A 15,148-nucleotide genomic window follows, 5' to 3' on the forward strand; every position below is an offset into this window, starting at 1 on the left:
CATGCTGCACATCCCGCCGGCGGTGCGCGATGCTGACGCAACGGCACAGGATGCATCATCAACATATCCCGGTTCTGTCATGCATTTTGGCAGGCTGAGGGAGATGACAAGCAGGCGGCGAGAGTGCCAAAAGGGGGCACCATGGCGAACCACACTCTCGGCCTGCTTCTTGCCGGCCATGCCCGCATTCTCCGCCCGCAGGCGGAACAACGCCCGATCAGCGGCATCACCGCAGACAGCCGCAAGGTGGAACCGGGCTTCCTCTTTGTCGCCATCTCCGGCAACCGTGCCGATGGCGCCCGCTTCATTCCCGATGCGATAGCGCGCGGGGCCAGCGCCATCCTGCTGGAACCCCTGGCCCCGCTGCCCGATACGCCGGCGGACGTGGATTTCGCCTTTTCGCTGGATGTGCGCCGGTCTCTCGCCCTGGCGGCCGCCCGCTTCCATCCGCGCCAGCCCGGAATCGTGGCCGCCGTGACCGGTACGGCCGGCAAGACCTCCGTCGCCTTTTTCCTGCGGCAGATCTGGGAAAAGCTGGGCCACCGCGCGGCCTATCTCGGCACCATCGGCCTTGTTGCACCCGATGGCACCACCTATGGCTCCCTCACCACGCCCGATCCGGTGGACCTGCATGAAACGCTGGACCGTCTGGCCGGGGCGGGCATCACCCATATCGCGCTGGAGGCGTCCTCCCACGGGCTCGACCAGCGCCGGCTGGACGGGGTGCAGATCAGCACCGGCGGCTTCACCAATCTGGGCCGCGACCATCTCGACTATCACCCCACGGTTGAGGCCTATTTCAAGGCCAAGATGCGTCTGTTCACGGAGCTGATGCCGCAGGATGCCCCTGCTGTCGCCGTGCTTTCAGCCCCCCATGCGGCCACGGCGCTGGCCTGGGCGCAGACCCGTGGCCTGCCCACATTGAGCTTTGGCGCGGAAGGTTCAGGCGCAAGCATCACCCTCGCCGGCATCACCCCCGAAGGGGTGGGGCAGCGTCTCGCCTTCACCGATGGCATGGATGTGCTGCTGCCGCTGGTGGGACGCTTTCAGGCCGAAAATGCCCTGCTGGCGGCAGGCCTTGCCATTGCCAGCGGTGCCCCGCGCACCGCCGCGCTGGCGGCTCTCGCCCATCTGGAAGGCGTACCCGGACGGCTCGAACAGGTGAGCGCGGACCCGGCCCGCCCGGTCTTTGTGGACTATGCCCACAAGCCCGAGGCACTGGCCACGGTTCTGGATACGCTGCGCCCGGCCATTACCGGGCGTCTGATCGTCGTGTTCGGCTGCGGCGGGGACCGTGACAAGGGCAAGCGCCCGCTGATGGGCGCGATTGCGGCGGACAAGGCGGATGTGGTCATCATCACCGATGACAATCCGCGCAGCGAGAACCCAGCCACCATCCGCGCCGAGATTCTCGATGCCGCCCCGCATGCCCGCGAAATCGGCGACCGGGCGGAGGCGATCCATGCCGCCGTGGCCATGATGCGCCCCGGTGATGCCCTGATCGTGGCCGGCAAGGGCCATGAAAGCGGCCAGATCATCGGCCAACAGGTTCTGCCCTTTTCCGACAGGGATGTGGTGCGCGCGGCCCTCGAAAGCACTTCGGGGCACGGCGCGAACAAGATGCGCGCAGGAGATGACGCATGAGCGAGCATGGACCCGAGGCCACAACATCCCCGCCCGCAGCCCGGCCCGTGCTCCATGAACGCGACGAGATGATCTCCGCCATGGGCGCGCAGATGCGCGGTGCGCCCGGCCCCGCCCGCGGCATTTCCATCGACAGCCGCACGCTGGAGGCTGGCGACGCCTTCTTCGCCATTACCGGCGAGACGAGCGATGGCCATGACCATGTGGAAAAGGCGCTGGCCGCCGGCGCGGCGCTGGCTGTTGTCGCCCGCGACAAGGCCGGCCGCTTTGCGGCGGATGCCCCCCTTCTCATCGTGGAAGACGTGCTCGCCGCGCTCAATGATCTGGCCCGCGCGGCCCGCGCCCGCTCATCCGCCCGCATCATTGCGGTCACCGGCTCGGTGGGGAAAACCACCACCAAGGAAGCCCTGCGCTGCGCGCTGGAGGCGGAGGGGGAAACCCATGCCTCCGCGGCCTCCTACAACAATCACTGGGGCGTGCCGCTCTCCCTCGCGCGGCTGCCGCGCAGCGCCCGTTTCGCGGTGTTCGAGATCGGCATGAACCATCCGGGAGAGATCACCCCGCTGGTGCAGCTGGTGCGCCCGCATGTGGCGCTCATCACCACCGTGGAAGCCGCCCATATGGAGCATTTCTCCGGCATCGAGGCGATTGCGGACGCCAAGGCCGAGATCTTCGACGGGCTGGAAGCCGGCGGCACGGCCGTTCTCAATGCCGATAATCCGCAGTTTGCCCGCCTCCATGCGGCCGCGCAGGCCAAGGGGGTCGCCCGCATCGTCACTTTCGGTGCGGCGGAGGGCACTGATGTGCATTTGAAAAACCTCACCCTCCAGCCCGGTTGCTCGGTTGCGGTGGCGGATGTGCTGGGCACGCCCCTCACCTTCAAGGCCGCCATGCCGGGCCGCCATATCGTGGAAAACCTGCTTGGCGTTCTCGCCGCCGTGGAACTGGTGGGGGCGGATCTGGCCCTGGCCGCCATCGCGCTTGGCCGCATGCGCCCCCCGGCCGGGCGGGGCGTGCCGGTTGTTCTGGCGCTGGGCAGTGGCGAGGCCACGCTGATCGATGAAAGCTACAACGCCAATCCCGCCTCCATGCGCGCGGCGCTGAGTGTGCTGGGGCAGATGGAGACCGGCCCGCGTGGCCGGCGCATCGCGGTGCTGGGCGACATGCTGGAGCTGGGGCCGGACAGCGCCTCTCTCCATGCCGCGCTGGCCGAGGGCATTCTGGCCCATCGCATCGATCTCGTCTTTTGCAGCGGGCCGCTCATGCACGCGCTCTGGGAGGCCCTGCCCCCCGAGCGGCGCGGCGGCTATGCCGATGATGCCCACCATCTCGAACCGATGGTCGCCAGCGCGATCCGCGCCGGTGACACGCTGATGGTGAAAGGCTCCAACGGGAGCCGCATGGGCGTGCTGGTAAAAACCCTTTCTGACCGGTTCCGCGACAGCGCGACCGCGTTCCCCAAAGGATGACCCATGCTTCAGTGGCTTGCTGAACTCCAACAGTCCGTACCGGCCTTCAACGTCTTCCGCTACATCACCTTCCGCACCGGTGGCGCGGTGGTGACAGCGCTTCTGTTCGTGTTCCTGTTCGGGCCGGCGATCATCTCCATGCTGCGGGTCAAGCAGGGCAAGGGCCAGCCCATCCGGACCGACGGGCCGCAATCGCATCTGGCCAAGAAGGGCACGCCCACCATGGGCGGGCTGATGATCCTGTGCGGCATCTTCGTCGCCACGCTGCTGTGGGCGAACCTGGCCAATCCCTATGTGTGGGTGGTGCTGCTGGTCACGCTCGGCTTTGGCCTGATCGGCTTTTATGATGACTATCTCAAGGTCACCAAGCAGACCCATAACGGGCTGTCCGGCAAGAAGCGGCTGGCCATCGAGTTCCTGATTGCCGGCGTCGCGGTCATCATCATCATGAATGTGGGGCGCACGGGCCTTTCGACATCCGTCGCCTTTCCCTTCTTCAAGGATTTCCTGCTGGATCTCGGCGTCTTCTTTGTCATTTTCGGCGCGTTCGTCATCGTCGCGGCCGGCAATGCGGTGAACCTCACCGATGGTCTCGATGGCCTCGCCATCGTGCCGGTGATGATCGCGGCGGGCACATTCGGCCTCATCGCCTATCTGGCCGGCAATGTCGTCTTCTCCGATTATCTGCAGATTCACTATGTGGCGGGTGCCGGCGAGGTCGCGGTCATCTGCGGGGCGCTGATGGGAGCCGGCCTTGGCTTCCTGTGGTTCAATGCCCCGCCCGCGCAGGTCTTCATGGGTGATACCGGCTCGCTGGCGCTGGGGGGCCTGCTTGGCTCCATCGCGGTGGTCACCAAGCATGAGATCGTGCTCGCCATCGTTGGCGGCCTGTTTGTGCTGGAAGCGGTTTCGGTGATCGTTCAGGTGGTGTCGTTCAAGCTCACCGGCAAGCGGGTGTTCAAGATGGCCCCCATCCATCACCATTTCGAGCAGATGGGCTGGACCGAACCGCAGGTGGTCATCCGCTTCTGGATCATCGCCGTCGTGCTGGCGCTGATCGGCCTTGCCACGCTGAAGCTGCGCTGACAGACCCGTTCCCGACAAAACGGCCCGGAGGGATCACCTTCCGGGCCGTTTTGATTCAGCGCCCTTCAGCGGCGCGGGCAGCTATTGATGCCCAGCAAGGGATAGGCCGGGCAGAAACGGAACAGGGCGGTCAGCAGCATCAGCAGGCCCACCGCACCAATCGCCCACACCCAGCCGCCGATCTGCGCCAGTGCCGGCACGATGCTGGCGCCCGCAAATGGCACCAGCACAAGAATGATGCCCACAATGAACCGCAATATGCGGTCTGCTCCACCCACATTCGGCGACATGCCTGATCTCCCGGTTTGGAATCTTCATATTCAATGTTTCTAATATCATGAATTGTCAAGTCGAGCTTTCCCCGGATCTGCCCCCGCCCCGGACAAGCGTGACACTTCCGCGCGGACCTGTGCGACCCGCCTCCACCACCCCTCTCCGACCTTGCCATCCGCCCCATCCGGGGCCCGAAGACGGCACCTTGCCCCACCGCGCCGGTATTTTCTTGCGCGGGGCTGTGGCCTCCACTGCCCAAAAGTTTTACAGCAGGACAGAATGACAGGCCGCCTTCCGGCCCTCGCGAGATGGACAGTCATGATCCCAGTTACAGTGATGAAGGATGAAACCGTCGCCCTGTTCGGGCTTGGCGGTTCCGGCATGGCGACAGCCCTGGCGCTCAAGGCCGGCGGCGCGCATGTCATTGCCTATGATGACAATGAAAAGGCCCGGCAGACGGCGGCCGGGGCGGGCATTGTCGTGCAGGACCTGCGCACGCTGGACTGGTCCACCCTGCGCGCCCTCATTCTTGCGCCCGGCGTGCCATTCACCCATCCCGCGCCACACTGGTCGGTGGAACTGGCCAGGGCGGCGGGTGTGGAGGTGATCGGCGATATCGAGCTGTTCTGCCGTGAACGCGCGGCCATTGCCCGGCGCTCCCCCTTTGTCGCCATCACCGGCACCAATGGCAAATCCACCACCACCGCGCTCATTTCCCATATTCTGCGCATTGCCGGGCGGGATGTGCAGATGGGCGGGAATATCGGCACGGCCCTGCTCTCCCTCGCCCCGCCCAAGGCCGGGCGCGTGCATGTGGTGGAATGCTCCTCCTATCAGGTGGATCTCGCCCCCGGCCTCGACCCCACCGTGGGGGTGATGCTGAACATCTCGCCTGACCATATCGACCGCCATGGCACGCTCGAACATTATGCCGAGGTCAAAGAGCGCCTCATTGCCGGCATCGAGAACAGCGGTACGGCTGTGATCGGTGTGGATGATGCCTTCAGCGCGGCCATGGCCGACCGCGCCGAAGAGGCCGGCCACCATGTGGTGCGCCTGTCCATGCAGCGCCCGCTGGCCGATGGCATCTGGCGCGAGGGGACGGCCCTCGTGGTGAGCGAGAACGGGGCGGAGCGCTTCCGGCTGGATCTGTCCGGCATCGGCTCCCTGCGCGGTGTGCACAATGCGCAGAATGCCGCCGCCGCCTATGCCACCACCCGCGCGCTGGGTGTCGCGCCGGAGATCATCGCCGCCGCCATGCAGCGTTTTCCCGGCCTTGCCCACCGCATGGAACAGGTGGGAGAGCTTGGCCCGGTCCTGTTCATCAATGACAGCAAGGCCACCAATGCCGATTCCACCGAGCGGGCCCTGGTGAGCTTCGAGGATATTTTCTGGATTGCCGGCGGCAAGCCCAAGGCGGGCGGCATCTCCGCCCTCAGCCCCCATTTCGGACGGGTGCGCAAAGCCTATCTCATTGGCGAGGCCGCAGAGGATTTCGCCGCGACATTGGGCACAAGCGTGCCGCACGAGATTTCCGGCACGCTCCACCGGGCGCTTGAGGCGGCAACGCGTGAAGCGCTGGAAAGCGGCCTGCCCCATCCGGTCGTTCTGCTCTCTCCCGCCTGCGCCAGTTTCGACCAGTTCCCCAATTTTGAAGTGCGCGGCGATGCCTTTTGCGAACTGGTGCGCGCCCTGCCCGGCGTGAAAGCGCGCGAACGGGTGGGGCATGCCCCCTCGTCCCCGCCGGTCACCCCGCCTCCGCATTGCCCCGCCCATCTGGGCGCGAAAGGCGGATCAGGCGGCGCCAAACCGCACCCCTGAGCCAGATCAGGCGGCGGCCCATACGGGTTGCCGCCTTTTTTCATGGCGCACACCGGGGGGGGGGGCGGCGGCTTGCTGCCCCCTCATCCGGATTGACACCGGGGAAGGTGGACAATAAGGGTCAGTTACCATTTTTTAACTATAAGCTGCCGCCGCTTCATGATTTATCAGGGACTTGCAGCTGTCCAGCATGCAACAGTCCGCAAGCCCCGGAGCCGGGCCGACAGGTGATCAGAGTGGGCGTGAGCCAATCCCCAAAGGCCCTGAGCAGATCCTCATGCCCCGCAGCAGCGCGAGGGGCGAGGCTGCATCGCACCCTGCGCCTGCTGGCGGCAACCGGGCTGGCGCTGGGGCTCGCGGCCTGTGCCGTCGGGCCGGAATATGCAACGCCCAGCTTCCCCCTTCCCGACAGCTGGAGCAACAGCCGCGCCCGGCCCGCCTCCGAGCAGACCGCCCCCAACCCGCCCCAGCTCGGCGAATGGTGGAAGACCCTGCGGGATCCGCATCTCAACCGGATCATGGATGTCGCCGTTGCCGGCAATCTGGATGTCGCCACGGCGAAGGCCCGGGTGCGCGAGGCGCGGGCGAGCTATCGCAAGCAGATGGGCACGCTGTTTCCCATCGCCGATGGTTCAGGCTCCATCACCCGCGGCGATAATGGCTCTGTCATCGGGCAGGATGGCGCGCTGGATGCCGGCGGGCGCTATACCCAGTATCGCGCCGGCTTCGATGCCAGCTGGGAGCTGGACATTTTCGGCATGAACCGGCGCGGGGTGGAAGCTGCCAGATATGGCATGCAGGCCGCCGATGATGATCTTCAGGCCGCGCTCCTCACACTGGTGGGAGATGTCGCCTCCAATTATGTCGAGGCGCGCGGTTATCAGGCCCGCATCGCCCTCGCCCGCCGCACCGCCGCCACCCAGCGCGAGACCGCCGCCCTCACCCGCACCCGCTATGAGGCCGGGGCCGTCAGCGCCGTGGATGCGGCCAATGCCGCGGGGCAGGCCGCCAGCACCGAGGCCACCATTCCCGACCTTCAGGCCGCCTATGCCCAGAGCGTGCATCGCCTGAGCGTTCTCACCGGCCAGCCGCCCACCGCCCTTGCCGAGCTGATGGACAAGGGCGGGCGCATTCCCCAGCCCGGCTCCGCCATCCGCAAGGGCGTGCCGGCAGACGTGCTGCGCAGCCGCCCGGATGTGCGCGCGGCCGAGCGCGAGCTGGGCCGCTCCACGGCCCTGATCGGACAGGCGGAAGCGGCGCGCTATCCCAGCGTCAGCCTCACCGGCAATGTGAACACCATGGGCACCAAGCTGGGCGATCTGGCCCGTGGCGCCTCCATCAGCTGGTCCTATGGGCCATCCCTGACCGTACCGGTTTTCCATGGCGGCCAGCTCAAGGCCGAGGTGGAGGTGCGCGAGGCGCAGCGCGACCAGTCCTTCCTCACCTATCACGCCACCATTCTGACCGCGCTGGAGGATGTGGAGAACGCCATCGTCTCCCTCTCCCACACCCGCCGCAAGGCGGAGCGCCTCTCGGCCTCCACCGGCTCCTACCGGCAGGCCGCGCAGCTTTCCCGCTCACTCTACCAGAACGGCTCCACCAGCTTTCTGGAAGTGCTGGATGCCGAGCGCTCGCTCTATTCGTCCGAGGATGCGCTGCTGCAGAGCCGCGTCGCCATCGCCACATATTATATCGCGCTCAACAAGGCGCTGGGCGGGGGCTGGACCGGGGATGTGGATGTGAAGACCCCTGCCGTGGTGGATCAGGATACCGGCCCTCATTTTGCCCGGTCGTTCCAGTGAGAGGCCCGCTTATGAGACATGACCAGCACGGGAGCCGCGCATGAATACCGGGTCCGGCACATCCGGCTTCAACAGCGCCGCCCTGCGGGCGGGCAGGCGGCGGGTCATCAGCATCGGCATCATCATTGTCATTGTGGTGCTGGCCTTTCTGCTGTTGCGCAGCTGGATGACACCGGAGGAGGCCCCGCGCATCATGAGCGCGCCGGCCACCATCGGCACGGTGGAGGAAACCGTTCTGGCCACCGGCATTCTCAAGCCCGCGCGGCTGGTGGCGGTGGGCGCGCAGGCCTCCGGCCGCGTCACCTCGGTGGCGGTCGAGCTGGGGCAGAAGATCCGCAAGGGCGATCTGGTGGCGGAGATCGACTCCATCACGCAGGAAAACGCCCTGCGCACGGCGCAGGCCGCGCTCGCCAATGTGCGCGCCCAGAAGCTGGAGAAGGAAGCCAGCCTGCGCCTGGCCGAGCAGACCCTGGCCCGCCAGTCCCGCCTCATCACCCAGACCGCGGTCTCCCGCGCAGATTTCGAGGTGGCGCAGGCGGATGTCGCCACCACCCGCGCCCAGATCGCGGCGCTGGATGCGCAGATCATCGAGGCGGAAGTGGCGGTGAGCACGGCGCAGGCCAATCTCGGCTATACCCGCATCACCGCCCCCATAGAGGGCACGGTGCTCTCCATCGTCACCCAGGAGGGGCAGACGGTGAATGCCGCCCAGTCCGCCCCCACCATCATCATTCTGGGTGACCTTGAAACCATGACCGTGCGCGCGGAAATATCCGAGGCCGATGTGGTGAAGGTCAAGGCGGGGCAGCCGGTCTATTTCAACATCATCGGCGAGCCGGACCGGCGCTATGAGGCCACCTTGCAGGCGATTGAGCCGGCGCCCGAATCCATCAAGAGCGACAGCAGCTTCTCGTCCTCCGCATCCAGCGCCAGCAGCAGCACCTCCACTTCCGAGGCCATCTATTACAATGGCCTGTTCAATGTGCCGAACCCGGAAGGGCGGCTGCGCACCTATATGACGGCACAGGTCTATATCGTGCTGGGCAAAGCGGAGAATGCCCTCACCATTCCCTCCGCCGCCCTTGGCGCACGCGGGACCGACGGGCTCTACAGCGTCCAGGTCCTGGGCCGGGACGGGCAGGTTTCCACCCGCCAGGTGAAGGTGGGGCTCAACAACCGCACCGAGGCGGAAATCCTTGAGGGTCTCACCGCGGGCGAGCGGGTGGTGACCGGACAACTGGCCGCTGGCGCGGCTTCAGGCAGCATGCCGCGCCGTCGCGGCCCCATGGGTTTCTAGATGAGCGAACCGCTGATCGTCCTCGAAAAGCTGCGGCGGGAATTTCCCGCCGGCGAGGGCGTGCTGACCGTTCTCAATGACATCGACCTCACCATCGAGGCGGGGGAGATGGTGGCCATTGTCGGGGCCTCCGGCTCCGGCAAATCCACCCTCATGAACATTCTGGGCTGCCTCGCCCGGCCCACCTCCGGCAGCTACCGCATTGCCGGTCGGGAGACCGCGAGCCTGGAACCCGATGAGCTGGCGGCCCTGCGGCGCGAGCATTTCGGCTTCATCTTCCAGCGCTATCACCTGCTGGCGGAACTCACCGCGCTGGGCAATGTGGAAATTCCCGCCATCTATGCCGGCTGGGAGGCGGGCGCGCGGCGGGAGCGGGCGGCGGAGCTGCTCACCCGCCTCGGCATGGCCGAGCGCATGGACCACCGCCCCGGCCAGCTTTCCGGCGGCCAGCAGCAGCGCGTCTCCATTGCCCGCGCGCTGATGAACGGGGCGGACCTGATCCTCGCCGACGAGCCCACCGGCGCGCTCGACAGCACCAGCGGCGAGGAAGTGCTGCGGATTCTGGAAGAGCTGCATGCGGGGGGCAAGACGATCATCATCGTCACCCATGACCCGAATGTCGCGGCGCGGGCAGAGCGCATCATCGAGTTCTCCGATGGCCGGATCATCTCGGACAGGCGCACGGACAAGCCGGCCCCGGCTCCTGCCGCAAGGCCGGAGCGCACCGGACAGCAGGCGCTGGATGCGGCGCGCTCGCGCTCATGGTCGGCCGCGCTGATGCGGTTTCAGGAAGCCTTCCGCATGGCGCTTCTGGCCATGAAGGCGCACAAGCTGCGCACCTTTCTCACCATGCTGGGCATCATCATCGGCATTGCCTCGGTGGTGGCTGTGGTGGCGCTGGGCGAGGGCTCGCGCCGGCAGGTGCTGCAAAACATCTCCTCACTCGGCACCAACACGCTGGAGGTGTTTCCGGGGAAGGATTTCGGCGATGCCCGATCGGGCAAGATCACCACCCTGGTCATCAATGATGCCCATGCGCTGGCCCGCCAGCCCTATGTGGCGGCGGTGACGCCCACGGTCTCCACCTCCAAGACCCTGCGCTTCGGGCCGAAGGAGGCGACGGCGCTCGTCAATGGGGTGGGCGAGCAGTATTTCGATGCGCGCGGCACCCGCCTCATCGCCGGGCGCCTGTTCGGTCCGCAGGCGGTGCATGATCTGGAACAGGTGGCGGTGATCGACGAGAACACCAGCAAGACCCTGTTCGCCGATTTCGAGGGCGACCCCATCGGCCAGGTCATTCTGGTGGGCAATGTGCCCAGCCGTGTCATCGGCATTGCCGCCCCCCAGCAGGGCGGGTTCGGCGGAAGCCAGAACCTCTCCGTCTTCATGCCCTACACCACGGTGCAGGCGCGCATTCTGGGCAACTCGATCCTGCGTTCCATCACCGTGCGGGTTCACGATGACACGGATACCGCACTGGCCGAACAGGCGGTGACGGATGTGCTGCTCCAGCGCCACGGGGTGAAGGACTTCTTCATCCTCAACACGGATGACATCCGCAAGACCATCACCGCCACCACCGAGACGCTGACCCTGCTGATTGCCGCCATCGCCCTCATCTCGCTGCTGGTGGGGGGCATTGGCGTGATGAACATCATGCTGGTCTCGGTCTCCGAACGGGTGGCGGAAATCGGGGTGCGCATGGCGGTCGGCGCGCGGCGCAGCGACATTCTCCAGCAATTCCTGACAGAGGCGGTGCTGGTCTGCCTCATTGGCGGCGTGCTGGGCATCGCGCTGGCGCTAAGCTTTGGCTATCTGTTCGAATATGCCGGCTCCGATTTCAAGCTGATCTATTCGATGAGCTCCATCGTCGTGGCCTTCGTCTCATCCAGCATCATTGGCGGCCTGTTCGGCTTTCTGCCGGCCCGCAGCGCCTCCATGCTGGACCCGGTGGAGGCGCTCACCCGGCATTGAGGGCGCTCACCCTTCCGCCTGCGCCATGCCGGCCTCCCAGCCCAGCATGGCCTGCTTGCGGGTGAGCCCCCAGTGATAACCGGTGAGCTTGCCGCTCTTGCCCAGCACCCGGTGACAGGGCACCACGAAGGAGATGGGGTTGCGCCCCACGGCCGCCCCCACGGCCCGCGCCGCCCCGGGCCGCCCCATGCCGGAAGCAATGGCCGAATAGGTGGAGGCACCTGCAAAGGGAATGCGCAGCAGGCTTTCCCACACCTGCACCTCGAAATCCCGGCCGATCAGCACCACCCGCAAGGGCTGGTCCGCCCGCCATGCACCGGGGGTGAAGATGCGGGAGATGAAGGGGGCGGTCTGCGTCCTGTCCTCCACATAATCCGCCTGCGGCCAGCGCCGGCGCATGTCTTCCAGCGCCGCCGCCTCGCCCCCCTCATCGGCGAAGGCCAGACCGCACAGGCCGCGCGGGGTTGTCATCACCAGCGCCTGTCCGAAGGGAGAGGGGTGGAAGCCATGGCGGATGGTGATGCCCGCCCCGCCCGTCTTCCACTCTCCGGGCGACATGGCCTCATGCACCACGAACAGGTCATGCAGGCGGGCGGGACCGGACAGGCCCAGCTCCAGCGCCGCATCCATCACATTCGGGCATTCGGCAACAAGACGGCGGGCGCGATCCAGCGTCACCGCCTGCAGGAACGCCTTGGGGGTGAGGCCGCACCAGCGGCGGAACAGTTCTGTCAGCATGCGGGCGGAAACCCCGCAGGCGGCGGCAATCTCTTCCATATGCGGCTGCCGGCGGGCCTGGGCGGAAATATATTCCACCGCCTGACGCACCACCTCGTAGTCCGCCGCCGCGATGGCCAGGGGGCTGGCCCCGGACATGTGAAGGGATGGGGGCAGAGGCAAGATCATGTCTCCTGAGGATCGGCCGGAGGTAGCCTCCATCCCAGCATGGCCGGAGCCATCTGCCCACCCGTTTTCACCCCTCGTCCCCGCCGGACCTGTGGCCGAACCGCTCTTCGAAGATCAGGTCATCCAGCTTCAGGCGCTGGCGCCAGCCCACCTGTTCCAGCTCCGGCGTCGTCTCGAAATGCGAGACATGGCCGATGCACAGCAGCGCCACCGGCACGATCGCCTCCGGTATCGCCAGGATCGCGCGCACATCATCCGGCGCGATGATGGAGACCCAGCCAACGCCCAGCCCCTCGGCCCGCGCCGCCAGCCAGATATTCTCCACGGCGCAGACCGTGGAATAGAGATCCATCTCGTTCTGGTGGGTGCGCCCCAGCACCACCGGCCCCGCCCGGCCACGCTCGCAGGTGACGCACAGCAGCACGGGGGCCTCCCGCAGCCCCTCCAGCTTGAGGGAGCGGTACAGATCCGCCCGCTCGCCCTCGAACATGGCGGCAGCCTCGGCATTCGCGCGGGAGAAGGCGCCATGCAGGGCGGCCTTGGTTTCCTCCTTGCGAATCACGATGAAGTTCCAGGGCTGGAGAAAGCCCACCGAAGGCGCCGCATGGCCGGCCTCCAGAACCCGCCGCAGCATCCCGTCCTCCACCGGGCGGGGCAGGAAATTGCGGCGCACATCACGCCGTTCAGCAATGCAACGATAGATGGCGGCGCGCTCCGCCGCACTGAAGCTGTTCATGGAAAAGCGGCCTCCTGCCTCATCTTTCCAGCCGTTTTCCGGCATTTCCGCAAGGGCATCCGGCCCCTGCATACGCCAGCGCGAAGCCGCAGGCCAATCATGACCATACACAGGGGGCTGGCGCCGGGCTCCATCATGGCGCACCTTGCCTTGTTTCTGCCCCTACAGGCAGTGTCATATTCAGCTATCCCGTTATCCTGTCCTCAGGATTCGAACCGGAGTTGCCGATGTTTGCGCGCACCACCCGCCTCGCCCTTCTCCTTGCCGCCATGGCCGCACCCGCCATGCCCGCACTGGCACAGGAAAAAGATGCGCAGGGAAGCGTCGCGCAGCAGGCTTCGGAGCAGAAATTCCGCATCGGCCTCTCTCTCATGGGAGAGCCGAAATACCAGCCGGGCTTTCCCCATTTCGCCTATGTGAACCCGGATGCCCCCAAGGGCGGCCTGCTGCGCCTTGCCGATGACGGCACGTTCGACAGCTTCAATTTCATCATCCCGCGCGGCTCCGTCGCCTCCGGCATCACCCTCATCTATGATACGCTGATGACCTCGGCCATGGATGAGGTCTCCACCGAATATGGCCTGCTGGCCGAGGGTGTGAGCCACCCGGAGGACTTTTCCTCCGTCACCTATCGTCTGCGCGAGGGCGCGAAATGGCATGATGGCCAGAAGGTGACCCCGGAAGACGTCATCTGGTCCTTCGAGGTGCTCACCAAGAACAACCCGAACCAGCGCTATTATTACAGCCATGTGGTGAAGGCGGAGCAAACCGGCCCGCGCGACATCACCTTCACCTTCGACCAGGCCGGAAACCGCGAGCTGCCGCTCATCGTCGGCCAGCTCATGGTTCTGCCCAAACACTGGTGGACCGGAAAGGACGCACACGGCAAGCCGCGTGACATCACCCAGGGCACGCTGGAGATTCCGCTGGGCTCCGGCCCGTACCGGGTCCGCTCTTTCGTGCCGGGCCGATCCATCACCTATGAACGGGTGGCCGATTACTGGGGCAAGGATCTGCCGGTGAATGTCGGCCGCAACAATATCGGCGAGATCCGCTACGAGTTGTTCCGCGATGAAACCGTGATGCTGGAAGCCTTCAAGGCCGACCAGTATGACTTCCGCATTGAAAGCTCGGCCAAGAACTGGGCCAGTGCCTATGATTTCCCCGCCCGCAAGGCGGGTGATGTGGTGCTGGAGATGTTCGAGAACCGCGCCGTGGGCCTGATGCAGGCCTTCATTCCCAATCTGCGCCGGGAAAAGTTCCAGGACCGGCGGGTGCGCCGGGCCCTGAACTATGCGCTGGATTTCGAGGGCATGAACCACACCCTCTTCTTTGGCCAGTACACACGGGTGAACTCCTATTTCTCCGGTACGGAACTGGCCTCTTCCGGCCTGCCGGAAGGACGCGAGCTGGAGATTCTGGAAGAGGTGCGCAAGGCGGTGCCGGATGGCCTGCCGGCAGAGGTGTTCACCACCCCCTTCAACAATCCCTCATCCGGTGACGAGGGGGCCCGGCGCGGCAATCTGCGCGAGGCCGCACGCCTGCTGAAGGAAGCCGGTTATGAGGTAAGGAACCGCAAGCTGGTGAATGCCAAGGGCGAGCCCTTCACCATAGAGATCCTGCTCAACAGCCCCGCCATGGAGCGCGCCGCCGTCTTCTACAAGCCCGCGCTGGAGCGCCTCGGCATCACGGTGAATGTGCGCGTGGTGGACCCCTCCCAATATACCAACCGCGTGCGCTCGCGTGATTTCGACATGATCGTCTCGGTCTGGGCACAGTCCCTTTCCCCGGGCAATGAACAGCGCAGCTTCTTCGGCTCCTCCTCGGCAGACCAGCAGGGCGGCTACAATTTCGCCGGCATCGCGAACCCGGCCATTGATGCGCTGATCGACAAGGTGATCTATGCCCGCGACCGCGCCGATCTGGTCGCCGCCACCCGCGCGCTGGACCGGGCGCTGCTGTGGAATGAATTCGTCATTCCCGCATGGACGCTGAACTTCACCCGCACCGCCCGCTGGAACCGCTTCGGCCACCCGGAGAAGCTGCCGGCCTACAGCTTCTCCTTCCCGGACATCTGGTGGTTCGATGCCGCAAAGGCCGCGACCATCCGCAATGCGCCCAAGGCCCAGCCATGAGGGAG

11 protein-coding genes are annotated in these 15,148 nt (G+C 66.0%); 8 read left to right on the plus strand and 3 right to left on the minus strand.

The genetic code is table 11. The features are described 5' to 3' along the window. Nucleotides 1-141 precede the first annotated feature (141 nt). From ACT6QG_RS13995 to mraY, 3 genes are all read left to right on the plus strand, one after another. Complete coding sequence (locus ACT6QG_RS13995) at nucleotides 142-1,644, plus strand: UDP-N-acetylmuramoyl-L-alanyl-D-glutamate--2,6-diaminopimelate ligase (RefSeq protein ID WP_444978174.1); 1,503 nt, start codon at nucleotides 142-144, stop codon at nucleotides 1,642-1,644. Nucleotides 1,645-1,712: 68 nt separating this feature from the next. Next, nucleotides 1,713-3,113, plus strand: a complete 1,401-nt coding sequence (locus tag ACT6QG_RS14000) for a UDP-N-acetylmuramoylalanyl-D-glutamyl-2,6-diaminopimelate--D-alanyl-D-alanine ligase (protein WP_444978302.1) — start codon at nucleotides 1,713-1,715, stop codon at nucleotides 3,111-3,113. Nucleotides 3,114-3,116: 3 nt separating this feature from the next. Continuing rightward, on the plus strand, nucleotides 3,117-4,199 hold the full coding sequence (gene mraY / locus ACT6QG_RS14005) for a phospho-N-acetylmuramoyl-pentapeptide-transferase (protein WP_444978175.1): 1,083 nt from the start codon (nucleotides 3,117-3,119) through the stop codon (nucleotides 4,197-4,199). Between the two features lie 65 nt (nucleotides 4,200-4,264). Here mraY and ACT6QG_RS14010 read toward each other — a convergent pair whose 3' ends face one another. After that, the gene (locus ACT6QG_RS14010) at nucleotides 4,265-4,489 is read right to left on the minus strand and encodes a YgaP family membrane protein (protein ID WP_444978176.1); all 225 of its coding nucleotides are present in this window, start codon (nucleotides 4,487-4,489) and stop codon (nucleotides 4,265-4,267) included. 301 nt (nucleotides 4,490-4,790) lie between these two features. Between ACT6QG_RS14010 and murD the strand changes: the two genes are divergently transcribed. From murD to ACT6QG_RS14030, 4 genes are all read left to right on the plus strand, one after another. Then, nucleotides 4,791-6,293: a UDP-N-acetylmuramoyl-L-alanine--D-glutamate ligase gene (gene murD / locus ACT6QG_RS14015; RefSeq protein WP_444978177.1), complete on the plus strand. Its 1,503-nt coding sequence runs from the start codon at nucleotides 4,791-4,793 to the stop codon at nucleotides 6,291-6,293. Between the two features lie 242 nt (nucleotides 6,294-6,535). Further along, the gene (locus ACT6QG_RS14020; protein ID WP_444978178.1) at nucleotides 6,536-8,095 is read left to right on the plus strand and encodes an efflux transporter outer membrane subunit; all 1,560 of its coding nucleotides are present in this window, start codon (nucleotides 6,536-6,538) and stop codon (nucleotides 8,093-8,095) included. Nucleotides 8,096-8,135: 40 nt separating this feature from the next. Further along, the gene (locus tag ACT6QG_RS14025) at nucleotides 8,136-9,392 is read left to right on the plus strand and encodes an efflux RND transporter periplasmic adaptor subunit (RefSeq protein WP_444978179.1); all 1,257 of its coding nucleotides are present in this window, start codon (nucleotides 8,136-8,138) and stop codon (nucleotides 9,390-9,392) included. Next, the gene (locus ACT6QG_RS14030; RefSeq protein ID WP_444978180.1) at nucleotides 9,393-11,366 is read left to right on the plus strand and encodes a MacB family efflux pump subunit; all 1,974 of its coding nucleotides are present in this window, start codon (nucleotides 9,393-9,395) and stop codon (nucleotides 11,364-11,366) included. A gap of 6 nt (nucleotides 11,367-11,372) precedes the next feature. Here ACT6QG_RS14030 and ACT6QG_RS14035 read toward each other — a convergent pair whose 3' ends face one another. Together ACT6QG_RS14035 and bluB are read right to left on the minus strand one after the other, a co-directional pair. After that, entirely contained in the window at nucleotides 11,373-12,272 is a 900-nt protein-coding gene (locus ACT6QG_RS14035; RefSeq protein WP_444978181.1) for a methylated-DNA--[protein]-cysteine S-methyltransferase, read from the minus strand. Between the two features lie 67 nt (nucleotides 12,273-12,339). Then, on the minus strand, nucleotides 12,340-13,008 hold the full coding sequence (gene bluB, locus ACT6QG_RS14040) for a 5,6-dimethylbenzimidazole synthase (protein ID WP_444978182.1): 669 nt from the start codon (nucleotides 13,006-13,008) through the stop codon (nucleotides 12,340-12,342). A gap of 227 nt (nucleotides 13,009-13,235) precedes the next feature. On the opposite strand from bluB, the gene ACT6QG_RS14045 reads away from it, so the two are divergent. Further along, a complete protein-coding gene (locus ACT6QG_RS14045; RefSeq protein WP_444978183.1) occupies nucleotides 13,236-15,143 on the plus strand; it encodes an extracellular solute-binding protein in 1,908 nt (635 codons plus the stop codon). Nucleotides 15,144-15,148 lie beyond the last annotated feature (5 nt).

The organism is Haloleucobacter ellipsoideus, from assembly GCF_052491725.1.

Bases quoted from the DNA above. Each gene is read 5' to 3' on its own strand.
- ACT6QG_RS13995 (WP_444978174.1), top strand. From the start codon at position 142: ATGGCGAACCACACTCTCGGCCTGCTTCTTGCCGGCCATGCCCGCATT.
- ACT6QG_RS14000 (WP_444978302.1), top strand. From the start codon at position 1,713: ATGATCTCCGCCATGGGCGCGCAGATGCGCGGTGCGCCCGGCCCCGCC.
- mraY (WP_444978175.1), top strand. From the start codon at position 3,117: ATGCTTCAGTGGCTTGCTGAACTCCAACAGTCCGTACCGGCCTTCAAC.
- ACT6QG_RS14010 (WP_444978176.1), bottom strand. From the start codon at position 4,489: ATGTCGCCGAATGTGGGTGGAGCAGACCGCATATTGCGGTTCATTGTG.
- murD (WP_444978177.1), top strand. From the start codon at position 4,791: ATGATCCCAGTTACAGTGATGAAGGATGAAACCGTCGCCCTGTTCGGG.
- ACT6QG_RS14025 (WP_444978179.1), top strand. From the start codon at position 8,136: ATGAATACCGGGTCCGGCACATCCGGCTTCAACAGCGCCGCCCTGCGG.
- ACT6QG_RS14030 (WP_444978180.1), top strand. From the start codon at position 9,393: ATGAGCGAACCGCTGATCGTCCTCGAAAAGCTGCGGCGGGAATTTCCC.
- ACT6QG_RS14035 (WP_444978181.1), bottom strand. From the start codon at position 12,272: ATGATCTTGCCTCTGCCCCCATCCCTTCACATGTCCGGGGCCAGCCCC.
- bluB (WP_444978182.1), bottom strand. From the start codon at position 13,008: ATGAACAGCTTCAGTGCGGCGGAGCGCGCCGCCATCTATCGTTGCATT.
- ACT6QG_RS14045 (WP_444978183.1), top strand. From the start codon at position 13,236: ATGTTTGCGCGCACCACCCGCCTCGCCCTTCTCCTTGCCGCCATGGCC.